The sequence below is a fragment of the Thioalkalivibrio sp. HK1 genome (assembly GCA_000583135.1).
In the GTDB taxonomy this organism is placed as follows: Bacteria; Pseudomonadota; Gammaproteobacteria; order HK1; family HK1; genus HK1.
This window is the reverse complement of sequence record JFBG01000014.1, coordinates 1-12,518: the sequence shown is the minus strand read 5'-3', so window position 1 is coordinate 12,518 and position 12,518 is coordinate 1. Positions and strand designations below refer to the sequence as shown.

General features: G+C 61.2%; 11 protein-coding genes and 2 pseudogenes. 5 read left to right on the top strand and 8 right to left on the bottom strand.

All coding sequences use genetic code 11. The features are described from left to right. Positions 1-38: 38 nt before the first annotated feature. Positions 39-854 (bottom strand): annotated as a pseudogene (gene cobA / locus BF99_RS23680) (uroporphyrinogen-III C-methyltransferase); the annotation flags it as partial. 105 nt (positions 855-959) lie between these two features. Beyond that, a pseudogene (locus BF99_RS23675) lies at positions 960-1,712 on the bottom strand (sirohydrochlorin chelatase); the annotation flags it as partial. 213 nt (positions 1,713-1,925) lie between these two features. Here BF99_RS23675 and BF99_RS20250 point away from each other — a divergent pair. From BF99_RS20250 to BF99_RS0105010, 4 genes are all read left to right on the top strand, one after another. Continuing rightward, complete coding sequence (locus tag BF99_RS20250; RefSeq protein WP_025770015.1) at positions 1,926-2,225, top strand: putative quinol monooxygenase; 300 nt, start codon at positions 1,926-1,928, stop codon at positions 2,223-2,225. A gap of 225 nt (positions 2,226-2,450) precedes the next feature. Next, positions 2,451-2,834: a hypothetical protein gene (locus tag BF99_RS0105020; protein ID WP_025770014.1), complete on the top strand. Its 384-nt coding sequence runs from the start codon at positions 2,451-2,453 to the stop codon at positions 2,832-2,834. Positions 2,835-2,840: 6 nt separating this feature from the next. Then, positions 2,841-4,049, top strand: a complete 1,209-nt coding sequence (locus BF99_RS0105015) for a CoA transferase (RefSeq protein WP_025770013.1) — start codon at positions 2,841-2,843, stop codon at positions 4,047-4,049. A gap of 202 nt (positions 4,050-4,251) precedes the next feature. After that, positions 4,252-5,937 (top strand): hydantoinase B/oxoprolinase family protein, encoded by a 1,686-nt coding sequence (locus BF99_RS0105010; protein ID WP_025770012.1) that lies wholly within the window; start codon positions 4,252-4,254, stop codon positions 5,935-5,937. Between the two features lie 197 nt (positions 5,938-6,134). Here BF99_RS0105010 and BF99_RS0105000 read toward each other — a convergent pair whose 3' ends face one another. From BF99_RS0105000 to BF99_RS22795, 3 genes are read right to left on the bottom strand one after another with little or no spacing between them, the layout of a single operon-like run. Next, the gene (locus BF99_RS0105000; protein WP_025770010.1) at positions 6,135-7,199 is read right to left on the bottom strand and encodes a 2-oxoacid:ferredoxin oxidoreductase subunit beta; all 1,065 of its coding nucleotides are present in this window, start codon (positions 7,197-7,199) and stop codon (positions 6,135-6,137) included. After that, entirely contained in the window at positions 7,196-9,073 is a 1,878-nt protein-coding gene (locus BF99_RS0104995) for a 2-oxoacid:acceptor oxidoreductase subunit alpha (RefSeq protein WP_038097371.1), read from the bottom strand. Before BF99_RS0104995 ends, BF99_RS0105000 begins: the two co-directional genes overlap by 4 nt. Beyond that, positions 9,063-9,314, bottom strand: coding sequence for a hypothetical protein (locus BF99_RS22795; protein ID WP_156013172.1), 252 nt, complete (start codon positions 9,312-9,314; stop codon positions 9,063-9,065). The genes BF99_RS0104995 and BF99_RS22795 overlap by 11 nt, the downstream gene beginning before the upstream one ends. A 316-nt stretch (positions 9,315-9,630) precedes the next feature. On the opposite strand from BF99_RS22795, the gene BF99_RS20245 reads away from it, so the two are divergent. Then, positions 9,631-10,098 (top strand): threonyl-tRNA synthetase editing domain-containing protein, encoded by a 468-nt coding sequence (locus tag BF99_RS20245; RefSeq protein WP_025770007.1) that lies wholly within the window; start codon positions 9,631-9,633, stop codon positions 10,096-10,098. A gap of 176 nt (positions 10,099-10,274) precedes the next feature. On the opposite strand, the gene rdgB is transcribed toward BF99_RS20245, so the two are convergent. The 3 genes from rdgB to BF99_RS0104955 all read right to left on the bottom strand — a co-directional run. Next, complete coding sequence (rdgB, locus tag BF99_RS0104970; RefSeq protein WP_038097366.1) at positions 10,275-10,892, bottom strand: RdgB/HAM1 family non-canonical purine NTP pyrophosphatase; 618 nt, start codon at positions 10,890-10,892, stop codon at positions 10,275-10,277. A gap of 92 nt (positions 10,893-10,984) precedes the next feature. Further along, positions 10,985-11,704 carry a ribonuclease PH gene (gene rph, locus BF99_RS0104965; RefSeq protein WP_025770005.1) on the bottom strand — a complete coding sequence of 240 codons (720 nt, stop codon included), beginning with the start codon at positions 11,702-11,704 and terminating at the stop codon, positions 10,985-10,987. Between the two features lie 162 nt (positions 11,705-11,866). Beyond that, on the bottom strand, positions 11,867-12,518 hold a 652-nt coding region (locus tag BF99_RS0104955; protein ID WP_231471308.1), incomplete at its 5' end, for a DUF2889 domain-containing protein.

Sequence of the window (12,518 nt, the reverse complement as noted above, 5' to 3'; positions counted from 1 at the left end):
TATCGGGCGCTACCGAGATCGAGATCGCTACCGTTGAATTATATCCCCCGATCGTCGATCTCCTTGCCGGGATCGAACCATGCGAGGGATTCGCGTAGCCTCACGACATGACCGATGATCAGCAAGGTGGGCGGGCGGGGGCGCTCGCGTTCGACGATGGCGGGCAGGCTTCGCACCGTTCCGGTGAGCACCCGCTGCGCGGCGGTGGTCCCTCGTTGCACGAGGGCCGCCGGGGTCTCGTGGGCAAGACCGTATTCGATCAGCCGGGTGCAGATCACCGGCAGGCTCACCAAACCCATATAAACCACCACCGTTTGCAGCGGCCGAGACAGCGCCTCCCAGTCGAGATCGATTTCTTCGTTCTTGCGATTGCCGGTAACGAAAAGGCAGGCATGGGCGTGATCGCGATGGGTCAGCGGGATCCCGGCGTAGGCCGCACAGCCCGAAGCGGCGGTGATCCCCGGCACCACTTGAAAGGGGATGCGCTCATCCGCCAGGGTCGCGATTTCCTCGCCGCCTCGACCGAAGATGAAGGGATCGCCGCCTTTGAGTCGCAGCACCCGTTTTCCTTGCCTTGCCAATCGCACCAACAAACGATTGATATCCGGCTGCGGCAAGGCATGATCGGCGCGCCTTTTTCCGGCATAGATCATCTGCGCTTGGGGGCGGGCGAGGGCGAGGATTTCGGAGGAGACGAGTCGGTCGTAGACGATGGCATCGGCGCATCGGAGCAGGCGCATCGCCCGCACGCTGAGCAGATCGGGATCCCCTGGCCCCGCTCCGACGAGGGATACCTCGCCTGCACCCGGTTCGGATAGGGCATCGCCGGTATCAATGGCTTCGGATTCGAGCCCCGGATCGTCCGAGGGGAGGATCGAGGGTGTCGAGGGATCTGCGGTCGCCCTCGTCGCCTCGTCCTTTGCCTCGCTCAGCTCGAAGATACGCTCGATCAGGGTATCGATCACCCCCGGATGATCTTCGAGGCAACGGCTTTTGATGAACTCGATCCCCGGATTGCCCCGGGCGAAGGCATCGCAATGGCCGAGGATCTTCTCCCACAAGATGCCGGCGAAGAGAAAGCAAGGGAAGACGACGATCCTGAGATAGCCGAGCCGCACCGCATGCTCCAAGGCGGATTCGATACTCGGAGGGCTCGCTCCCACATAGGCGGGCATGGCCCAGCCGGGAGCCAAGCGCTGCCACAGACGACGGGCGGCATCGGCGATACCGGCATTGGCGCGGTCGTTCGAAGCCCCGCTGCCGACAACGATCAGCAGTGTCTTCGACAGCGGGATATCGAGCGCACTGCAACGTATCGCTTGGAGGATGCGTTCGCCGGCGGCATCGAGCATCCTCGACTCGAAGCCCAAGCATCGCCCGTAGCGGATATCGCTTTCGGGGTCGCTCGTCGAATAGCGAGCGAGGGCTTCCGGGATATCCTTTCGGGCATGATCGCCATCGAAGACAAGTCCCGGTATCGCCAGCACTCTTCGATTGCCCTTGGCGCGCAGGCGGGCGATCGCGGTGGGGATATCGGGCTCGGCGAGACTCATGAAAGCGCATTCGATATCGATCCCCGGCAACTTCGCCTGCAGCCTGTCGGTCAGCTCGGCGAATCCCCGGGTCGCCGTCGGCCTTCGGCTTCCGTGGCCGCAGATCACCACGCCGGTCTTGATGGCCTCGTTGGCGAGGATCGTCGGCGGCAAGGGCATGGGTCGATCTCCGAAAAAGGGGCGTGTTTTTTTCGATATCGTCTCATCGAAGGAAGAGTGATTTTATGATCGAAGATTCATGAACCGGATATCCATTAACGGATAGTCGTCGATTTGGATCGTTGTCATGCAAAGCCGACGATATCCCGTGGAGGCTTCGAGGTGTCGGTTCATCCAAAGACCATCGACGATGCCCCTTAAGGAGGATGAATCATGGGATCCGCAATTTGCCTGGTGGTGAAGTTCGAGATCAAAGCGGGGTGCAAGGAGCGATTCATCGACATCATCGAAGAGCATGCCAAGAGCACCTTGGCGAGCGAGCCGGGCTGTCTGCGCTTCGAGATCTGCAATATCTCGAAGGACGATGATCGGGTTTTTCTTTTCGAGATGTATCGCGATGCCAAGGCCTTCGAAGAACACAAGGCATCTACGATTTTGGCCCGCACTCGCAAGCGCTACGCCGATCTGATCACTGCCAGGGAGATCCATATCTCGGATCGGGGTCGAGATTGAAAGCGGATCGCAGATGCACGCATTGCATCTTCAATACGAAGCAAATGGGAATGAATCGCTTGGAAGCCAAGGGCTTCATCGTCTCGAAGGGTATCGTTCGATCATCGATCCTTTGAGCTATGGAGCGAAAAGGGCTTGGGGGAAAGTCCTCGCAGTTCGACCCGAGCCGACCCCAATACCGACCCCGACTCCGAACCGTCATCGCCCCATCGAAGGAGATCGCTCATGAATGTCGAAAAAGCCCCCTATATCTTCATCGCCGCCATGGATGTGGACCCGGAAAAGGAGGCGCTTTTCCATGAGGTCTACGACAGCGAACATGTTCCGGCGTTGCTCGAGGTGCCCGGGGTGATTTGGGTCCGTCGCTTGCAGGCTTGCGATTTTTCATTGGCGATCGGCGCCGGGCTGTCGCGCATAGAGCGGGGACAAACCCCGAGATGGCATGCGCTCTATGGAATCGAGAGCCCCGAGGTGCTCAAAAGCGCGGCGTGGTCCGAAGCGATAGAAAGCGGACGCTGGTCGAGCCAAGTGCGCCCCTTTACCCGTCATCGTCGACATACACTGCTGCATGCGATGCCGCCTTGTCCTGACGCCAACGAGAAGGAATGATCCGCCATGTACGGAATCCTCGAGGGGCTTCGAATCGTCGAAGCCTCCGCTTTCGTCGCCGCTCCCACCGGCGGACTTGTGCTCGCCCAGCTCGGGGCGGATGTGATTCGCATCGATCCCCCGGGGGGCGGGGTCGATGCCGGTCGCTGGCCGCTCACCTCCGACGGCACCAGTTTGTACTGGGCGAGCCTGAATAAATGCAAACGCTCCATCATGGTGGATACGAAAACCCCCGAGGGACAGGAAATCGTCGCCGAGTTGATCGCCCGCCCCGGCGAGGACAGCGGCTGTTTTTTGACCAATCTTCCGCCCCGAGGGGAGCTTTCGTGGTCCTCGCTGTCCGGACGCCGCGCCGATGTGATCATGCTGCGAATCATCGGCCATCGCGATGGATCCACGGCTTTGGACTACACCGTCAACAGCGCGGTCGGATATCCGCTGGCCACCGGGAATGCCCGCGCCGATGCCCCGGTCAACCATGTCTTTCCCGCTTGGGATGTCACCACCGGTTTGACCGCGGCCTTGGGGCTGATGGCCGCCTTGCGTCGACGGGCGAAAACCGGCGAGGGCGAGGAGATCGTTCTTGCGCTTTCGGATGTCGCTTATGCGACGGTCGGCAATCTCGGGCATATCGCCGAGGCGATGATCAACGGCACCGAGCGCGAGCCGACGGGGAACGATATCTACGGCGCCTTCGGGCGCGACTTCGCAACGAGCGACGGCCACCGGGTGATGGTGGCCGCGATCACCTCTCGACAATGGCGCTCGCTGCTCGACGCCATCGACGGGCATCGAGCGATATCCCGTCTCGAGGAGATGCTCGAGGTGGATCTAAGCGATGAAGGCCGGCGCTTCGAGGCCAGGGATTCGATCGCCCCCATCGTTGCCCGATGGATCGGGGCGCACACTCTCGATGAAGTCCGCGCCGCATTCGATCGATCCGGTGTTTGCTGGGGGCCCTATCGAAGTTTTGCAAAGATGGTGCGCGACGATCCGCGCTGCTCCACCGACAACCCCCTTTTCGAGGATGTCGAGCAGCCGGGGGTCGGCACCTTCATGATGCCGGGATCTCCCTTGGAATTCATGGGCCACAAGCGCAAGCCGATCCGCCCGGCACCGGCTTTGGGGCAGCATACCGACGAGATCCTTGCCGATATCCTGGGTTTGAGCGACGCCCGGATCGGCGATCTGCGCGATGCCAAGATCGTCGCATGAACCCGAACGAACACGAATGATCGCGAACGATCAGGGGATGATCGGATAGAGGAATCATCGGGTAGATCAGTGGCCGGATGGGATAGGGATCGGCGGACGATCCTTTTTCGAAGGCCGCGCGGCGGGGTATCGAAGCGAAAACCCGAAGCGAAACCCCAAGGCGCGGCATTTTCAAACGACTCGCCGAACGAGGGAAGGAACGATGAGCGCGAAGGCCATGCAGGTGATTCGTATGCAGATATTGTGGAATCGCCTGATCGCGGTGGTCGAGGAGCAGGCGCAAACCCTGATGCGCACCGCTTTTTCCCCGATCGTGCGCGAGGCCGGGGATCTTTCCGCCGGGGTCTTCGATATCAAAGGCCGGATGCTCGCGCAAGCCGTAACCGGAACCCCCGGGCATGTCAATTCCATGGCGGAGTCGGTCAAGCATTTTCTGCGCCGCTTCCCGGTCGATACCATGTCCGAAGGCGATATCTACATCACCAACGATCCGTGGATGGGAACCGGCCACCTCAACGATTTCGTGCTGACCACCCCTTGTTTTCATAAGGGTCGGATCGTGGCCTTGTTCTCCTGCACCTCGCATCTGACGGATGTCGGTGGCATCGGTTTCGGCCCCGATGCCACCGATGTGCTGATGGAGGGGATCCATATCCCGTTGCTCAAATTCTCCGATCGCGGCCGCATCAACGAGACATTGATGGAAATGGTGCGGGCCAATACCCGTCAGCCGGTGGAATCCGAGGGCGATGTCTATTCGCTTGCGGCCTGCAACGATGTGGGATGCGAGCGCTTGGTTCAGATGATGAGGGAATTCGATCTTGGCGATCTCGAGGAACTCGCCGACCATATCTGCGAGACTTCGGCCCTTGCGGTGCGGCGCGAAATCGCCAAGCTTCCGGCGGGGGAATATCGAGGTTCGATGCGAATCGACGGCTACGAGAAGCCCTTGGATCTGGTGGCGAGATTGACGATCGATGCATCGGGGATCGAGGTCGATTTCGATGGCACCTCGCCGAAGTCCCTCTATGGCGTCAATGTCCCGATGGCCTATACCGCCGCCTATACCTGTTTCGGCCTTTCATGCATCGTCAGCGCCGAGGTGCCGAACAATCACGGCTCCCTTTCTCCTTTCACCGTGCGGGCTCCTAAGGGTTGCGTACTCAACGCCCCTTGGCCGGCGCCGGTTTGCTCTCGGCATGTGATCGGTCAGATGCTTCCGGATGTGATCTTCGGAGCCTTGGCGCAGGCGATCCCCGAGCGAGTGCCGGCCGAAGGTGCCTCCTGTTTATGGAATGTGACCATGCGCGGAGAGAATGCAAGGGGCGCCAACCAACAAGGCGGGGCGCTGTTCGCGGTCACCGCGGTCTGCAACGGGGGCACCGGGGCGCGCCCCGGCAAGGACGGCCTTTGTGCCACCGCCTATCCGAGCGGGGTGCGGGGAACGCCGGTGGAGATCAACGAGTCGGTGGCCCCGGTGATCTTCAGGCGCAAGGAATTGCGAGCCGATTCCGGGGGCGTCGGTCGGTGGCAGGGAGGCTTGGGGCAGGTGATCGAAATCGAGTCGGCTTTCGATCGGGATTTCGAACTCCTTGCGGCCTTCGATCGAGTGATACATCCGGCGAGGGGGCGAGAAGGCGGCTCCCAAGGGGATCGAGGGGGCGTATGGCTCGCCTCCGGTAAGACCTTGAAGGGCAAGGGAACGCAGACTATCCCCCGAGGCGATCGGTTGATCTTGCATACCCCCGGCGGCGGCGGACTGGGCGATCCTCGTTTGCGGGATCCGAAACTCGTCGCCCAAGACCTCTTGGCGGGAAGGATTTCACGTACCAAGGCCTTCGATTCATACGGTATCGAGCCGGAATCGAAGGCCGACGAGATCGACTGAATCGAGCCCCATCGTATCGAATCGTATCGAATCGTATCGAATCGAGTCGGATCGAATCCGTGACGGCGTGCGATCGATCGCAGGCGGTGGCTTTCGAGGGTTGTCGGTAAGCGACGGCATCCTCGACGGATAATGCGCTCGATATCGATCATCGAGTCGATTACCGAATCGATTCGATGATCCGATGACGGGATGTTCTACTCGATCGTCCAAGTATCACCGGCACGGAACAGGGCTTCGAGATCCCCGGCGCCGTCGTGCCGAAGCTCGGCATCCACCTGCTCGTTGACGAGTTCGTCGAAGACCGGTCGCTCGACGGCGCGCAGGACGCCGATGGCCTCGGGCATCGCCGGATACCGCATCCGCGCCAACATCATCGCCAAGATCGGATCCGGTGCCCGCTCATCGTGTACCAATAGATCCTCGGACTTGGAATCGTCGGTGATCGCCACCGTCTCCAAGCGAAGACCGTCGAGCCTGATACCTCGATCCCTTTTCGCTCCGAAGAGCAGCGGTTGCCCGTGTTCGACCTCCACGAGGCAATCGTTGCGCGTTGATTGATTCTTGGCGTATTCGAAGGCCCCGTCGTTATAGATATTGCAGTTTTGGTAGATCTCGACGAAGGCGGATCCCCGGTGCGCCGCCGCCCGCCGCAGGATTCCCCCCAAATGCGCGGTATGGGTATCCACCGAGCGGGCCACGAAGCTCGCCTCGCTGCCAAGGGCGATCGACAGCGGATGCAAGGGGGCATCCACCGAGCCTTGGGGGGTGCTGCGAGTGATATGTCCGGGTAGGGAGGTCGGGGAGTATTGCCCCTTGGTCAGGCCGTAGATGCGGTTGTTGAAGAGCAGGATCTTGATATCGACATTGCGCCTCAAGGCATGCATCAGGTGGTTGCCGCCGATGCTCAGGGCATCGCCGTCGCCGGTGATGACCCAGACCTGCAACTCCGGCCGCACCGTTTTCAGTCCGGTGGCGATGGCCGGCGCCCGCCCGTGGATGCCGTGCACACCGTAGGTATTGAGGTAGTAGGGAAAGCGGCTCGAACAGCCGATGCCGGAGACGAAGACCATGTTTTCCGGTCGAACGCCGATCTCCGGCAAGACCTTTTTCATCTGGGCGAGGATCGAGAAGTCGCCGCATCCGGGGCACCAGCGGATTTCCTGATCGCTGGCGAAGTCGGTAGCGCTCGGTTTGACGGCGGGAGCCGCCGTCGACCGGGATGTGCAGGCGTGAGTCTTGGTTGGGGCGCTTGTCGTCATGCGAGCGATTCCTCGATGGCATCGACCAATTCCCGGACCATGAAAGGGCGCCCTCGAACCCGGTTCAGCGAGATGATATCCACCAGATAACGGGCCTTTAGGATCATCGCCAGCTGCCCCGAATTCATCTCCGGAACCAACACCCTTTCGTAGTTGCCCAAGATATCGCCCAAGTTCGCAGGCAAAGGGTGCAGGTGGCGCAGATGGGTATGGGCAACGGCCTTGCCTTTCTTGCCGATCACCTCCACCGCTTGGCGGCAGACCCCCAAGGTGCCGCCCCACGAGAGGATCAGCAATCGCCCTCGATCCGGGCCGAAAACCTCCTGATCCTTGATGAGATGGACCGCATTGGCCACCTTGCGCGCCCGCAAGCCGACCATTTTTTCGTGATTATCCGGATCGTAACTGACGTTTCCGGTGCCGTGGTGCTTTTCCAAACTCCCCACCCGATGGGCCAGGCCCGGTGTTCCCGGCAAGGCCCATGGGCGAGCCAGCCATTCGTTGCGCGAATACGGCAAGAAGGGCGCATCGTCGGCGCTCGGTGCTTCGGGGTGGGCGATATCGATGGGTGGGATGCGCGCGATATCCGGGATGCGCCACGGCTCCGCTCCGTTGGCGATGAAGGCGTCCGAGAGGACCACCACCGGGGTCATCAAGCGGGTGGCGATGCGCCAAGCCTCGATCACGATATCGAAGCAGTCGGTCGGCCCGCCGGCCGCCAGCACCGGCAAAGGGGATTCGCCGCTGCGCCCGAACATCACTTGCAAGAGATCCGATTGCTCGGGTTTGGTCGGCAAGCCGGTGCTCGGCCCCCCGCGCTGGATGCTCAATATCAAAAGCGGCAGTTCGAGCATGATCGCAAGCCCCATGGCCTCGGTTTTGAGTGCGATCCCCGGTCCGCTCGATGCCGTGACCCCCATCGCCCCGCCGTAGGCGGCGCCGATGGCGGAGGTGATGGCGGCGATCTCGTCCTCGGCTTGGAAGGTGCGCACCTTGAACCGTTTGTGCCGGGCGAGCTCGTGGAGGATATCGCTGGCGGGGGTGATGGGGTAGGAGCCGTAGAAGATCGACTTGTCCGAGAGTCTCGATGCGGTGATCAATCCGAGGGCGAGGGCTTGGTTGCCGGTGATATTGCGATACTCCCCCGGCGGAAGATCGGCGGGGGGCACGCGATAGCTGCGCTCGAAGGCTTCGGTGGTCTCGCCGAAATTCCACCCGGCGCGCAAGGCCAGAGTGTCGGCCTTGGCCACATCCGGGCGATCGCCGAATTTTCGGTCGATCCACTCCAAGGTGGTTTTCGGATCGCGGCCGCAAAGCCAATAAACAAGACCCAAAGCGAAGAAATTCCGGCAGCGGGTGGCGATTTTGCGCCCCACGCCGCTTTCGGCCACCGCATCTCGGGTGAGCGAAGTCAGCGGCACCCGGATCAGGTTGAAGGCGTCCATCGCCCGCTCTTCCAAGGGATCCTTCTCGATGCGGGCGAGTTTCAGATTTTTCGCATCGAACATATCCTCGTCGACGATCAAGGTGCCGTGGGGGCGCAAGAACGAGAGGTTCTGCACCAGCGCTGCGGGGTTCATCGCCACCAGAATATCGACTTCATCCCCCGGGGTATGAATATCGCGGGCCGCGAAATGCACTTGGAAGCCCGATACCCCGGCCAGGGTGCCCTTGGGGGCGCGAATCTCGGCCGGAAAATCCGGGAAAGTGGAGATATCGTTTCCAAAAAGGGCGGAAGTCCCGGCAAGCCGGTCGCCGGCGAGTTGCATGCCGTCTCCGGAATCCCCGGCAAAACGCACCACCATCGAATCGAGGGATTCGATCGGCTTCGTCGGTGTCTTCAATGGATCGGATGGGCCGATGCTATGACTCATCTTCGGTTCGATCGTTGCCATTGTCAGGTTCGATGCATTCCAAGGCCGCCGGCGGCTCTTTGCGCCATCGGCGATCGAAGGTTTCGGGTGAAGGCGTCGATCCGCCTTTGGCGAGTTTCATGCCCTTGAATCTTCGGCGAGCGTTTGAACGGGTGGCGATACCGTTGTAAAGGGCAAAGTCGATGGGCGAGGCGTCGGTGAGGGCGCAGCGCAAGCGATATTCGCCTGTCCTTTTTTCCATCGGCGAAGCGGCATCGCAGCGCTCGACTTGCCGCCATTTCGCTTTTCGGATCGAATCTTTGAAAGCATCGAGCCTTGTGCGTCCCGATTCGTTATTTGCTTTTTCGAATCATGGATGCGGGATTTTAACCCGACAGACCCCTTTCGAGAGTCTTGATATCGTCGAAGGAACGCTTTTTCATCCTCGAAATTCCTTGCATTCGAGGCGAGCGATGATGGCCGGAGTCTTCGGCATTTTTTCTCGGATGAGTCCTCTCGGGCGCTTATGATCGATCGCAAATCATCCTCGCTCACCGATTTTTGAGGAAACCCCCGAGATGAAACTGTTGATGTTCCATGCCGAGCGTTTCGGCTACCGAGCGCAAGGCGCCGATGGTTCGAACGCCGCTCATCGGGCGGATTCGCTTGGGGCCTCGGTGAGTGAGCCCTCTTTGCGCCGGATCGAATCCTCTTCGCTCACAGGTCGGGTCGAGTCGGCGATCTTGGTATTGGTGCAAGTCGAGTCCGGCGATATCGATCGACAAGAGCGGCTCGTCGCCAAGGCTACCCGCAATGTGAAGTGGTTTGCGAGCAAGCGTTCCCTCGATCATGTCGTGCTCCATTCCTTCGCCCATTTGGGAGGAGAGTCCTCTTCGCCCGATGCCGCCCGGGAGATCCTCGGTCGACTCGCAGGCAGGCTCGAATCGAAGGGCTTTTCGGTCTCGTTGACCCCCTTCGGCCGCAGTTTCGCTCTCGATATCGCCATCCACGAGGATCCCGGGGCCAAGGTATTCAAATCGATATGAGCGATCTTGCGCCGCTTTGCGGGCTCTTTTACGCGATATTCGGCTCCCTCCGCTCGTTCCCCGCTCTCATCGCTCTTCGGCGGCCGATCTTCGAAAAGCGGGTTTCGACCCCATCGAGATGGCTCGGGTGGATGGCCCGATGCGATGCTCCGGGGAATGTCGCCGGGCTTGGCCGGTCACGATGCGCTGGATCCTCGGATGGCTTCCAGGTGCCGGATCAGTCGATCGAGGGCTTGACCTCGATGGCTGACGGCGTTTTTTCGCTCAGGAGAGAGTTCGGCGGCGCTCATCCCGATGGCATCGTCGAAAAAGATCGGGTCGTAGCCGAATCCCGACCGGCCTTCGGGGGCCTCGAGGATGCGTCCGGCCCACCGACCCTCGCAGATCAGCGGGCAGGGATCGTTCTCATCGAGCATGAAAACGATGACGCAGATAAAGGTGGCGGTTCGCTCGGGCAAGGCCACCCCTCGCAGTTCGTCGAGTAGATGGGCGATATTCTCTCGATCCGAGGCATGTTCCCCGGCGTAGCGGGCGGAGCGAATGCCGGGCCTGCCACCGAGGGCGTCGACGGCGATGCCGGAATCATCGGCGATGGCGGGCAAGCCGGTGTTGGCGCAAGCCGCGCGGGCTTTGATCAGCGCGTTCTCGACGAAGGTGGGGGCATCCTCGGGCGGCGGGTTTCCGGCGAAGGGATCCTCTCCCGAGAGGATCGGAGCTTCGTCCCCCAGCGTCGACAGCCGCCGACGGATCTCGGCGAGTTTGCCGGAGTTGGTGCTCGCAAGGACGATCCGCATCGATGTTCTCGAAAACTTTTTTGCAGTGTCGAATCGTGCAGTGTCAAAAACGAGGGCGAAGAGCGGCTCGTCGCTTCGATCGAGGGATCGAATCAACCCTCGGCCAAGGCCGTCCGTTGGGCTTCGATCAGATATCCGATGCCCTTTCGCGCCAGCCCCAACATGGCGTCGAGATCGGTGAAGGAAAAGGGTTCGCTCTCGGCCGTTCCTTGGATCTCGATCAGATCGCCGGCATCGTTCATCACCACATTCATATCGGTCTGGGCGCAAGAATCCTCGGCGTAGTCGAGATCGAGGCGGGCTTCGCCTTCGCAGATCCCCACCGAGACCGCCGCCACTTGGGTCCGAAGCGGATTGCCTCCCTTGGCGGAGCCGGGGGCGATCTTCGCGATGGCGTCGACGAGGGCGACATAGCCCCCGGTGATGGCTGCGGTGCGGGTGCCGCCGTCGGCCTGCAGGACATCGCAGTCGACGGTGATGGTGCGTTCCCCCAAGGCTCGGGTATCGACCGCCGCCCGTAGCGAGCGCCCGATCAGGCGTTGGATCTCGAGGGTCCGACCGCTTTGGCGACCTCTGACCGCTTCGCGCGGCGAGCGCGAGGAGGTGGCGTGCGGGAGCATGCCGTATTCGGCGGTTATCCAACCCCGACCTTTTCCGCGCATCCACCTCGGTACCTGATCCTCGATGCCGGCGCAGCAAAGCACCTGCGTGGATCCGAATTCGACCAATACGGAACCGTCGGCATATCGGGTGTAATGGCGAACAAGGCGCACTTTGCGCATTTCATCCACCAATCGTCCGCTCGGGCGCATCGCTTTTCCTTTTCATGAGGGTGTCGGTATAGAGGGTCATCGATGATGCCCCCGATCGTGTGGGGTGGGGGAGGTATTGCGAAGCCATGAAGCATCGCCGCCGATCGTCGGCGCCGAGGTTCTTCTCGGCAGGGCGATGCCGCTCGAAGAGTCCGGAGAATGTCACTCGCTCCCGGTGTAGTGCTGCGGCCAGTGCTCCTTGACCACCGGACTATCGCTCGCCAAGGCGTGGCAAGTACCGATGAAGCGAGCGGATTTCGGTGAATTCGTGCCATCGTCCCCGGTCGTTTTCGCATTGGCATGATGGCGTCCGGCGAGGGTCTGGAAGGCGGCGGTGCCCAAGGAGAAGGCCAGCTCGACCAGATGCGTACAGCCCTCGGTGCCGCCGAGTCTTTGGCGGACCGCTTGCCGAAAGCCCGGTCCGATGACCAGACCCTCGAGCCGCCGGAACGCGGGAGTGATTGCCGGGCAGACATGGAAGGGTCCGTAATCCGTCGCCGCCTCGGCCTTGTGGATCAGCATGTCGTCGTCGATGGTGATGCGAAGCCACATCTCATGAACCGGCTCTCCCGGCGGAATTTCTCCTCGATGCCGGTTGGAGAACGAATAGGTCTTGGTATCGACCAGATGCCCCTCGATATCCCATAGGCCATCCTCCCGGAGGTAGCCTTGGCACTCGATATGTCGGGTGTGGATGGGTTCTTTGGGGACGGATTCAGAAAGAGGCATGAGGATGATCTCCCGATCGACGATGTCCATGATGAAAAACCGGCCCGCCATGAAATATCCTCGCACCGATCGGTGCATTCCATGG

What these genes read in the sequence shown, in the direction of transcription:
- BF99_RS20250 (WP_025770015.1), top strand. Translation starts at nt 1,926, where the DNA reads ATGGGATCCGCAATTTGCCTGGTGGTGAAGTTCGAGATCAAAGCGGGG.
- BF99_RS0105015 (WP_025770013.1), top strand. Translation starts at nt 2,841, where the DNA reads ATGTACGGAATCCTCGAGGGGCTTCGAATCGTCGAAGCCTCCGCTTTC.
- rph (WP_025770005.1), bottom strand. Translation starts at nt 11,704, where the DNA reads ATGCGCCCGAGCGGACGATTGGTGGATGAAATGCGCAAAGTGCGCCTT.
- BF99_RS0105010 (WP_025770012.1), top strand. Translation starts at nt 4,252, where the DNA reads ATGAGCGCGAAGGCCATGCAGGTGATTCGTATGCAGATATTGTGGAAT.
- rdgB (WP_038097366.1), bottom strand. Translation starts at nt 10,892, where the DNA reads ATGCGGATCGTCCTTGCGAGCACCAACTCCGGCAAACTCGCCGAGATC.
- BF99_RS0105020 (WP_025770014.1), top strand. Translation starts at nt 2,451, where the DNA reads ATGAATGTCGAAAAAGCCCCCTATATCTTCATCGCCGCCATGGATGTG.
- BF99_RS0105000 (WP_025770010.1), bottom strand. Translation starts at nt 7,199, where the DNA reads ATGACGACAAGCGCCCCAACCAAGACTCACGCCTGCACATCCCGGTCG.
- BF99_RS22795 (WP_156013172.1), bottom strand. Translation starts at nt 9,314, where the DNA reads ATGGAAAAAAGGACAGGCGAATATCGCTTGCGCTGCGCCCTCACCGAC.
- BF99_RS20245 (WP_025770007.1), top strand. Translation starts at nt 9,631, where the DNA reads ATGAAACTGTTGATGTTCCATGCCGAGCGTTTCGGCTACCGAGCGCAA.
- BF99_RS0104995 (WP_038097371.1), bottom strand. Translation starts at nt 9,073, where the DNA reads ATGAGTCATAGCATCGGCCCATCCGATCCATTGAAGACACCGACGAAG.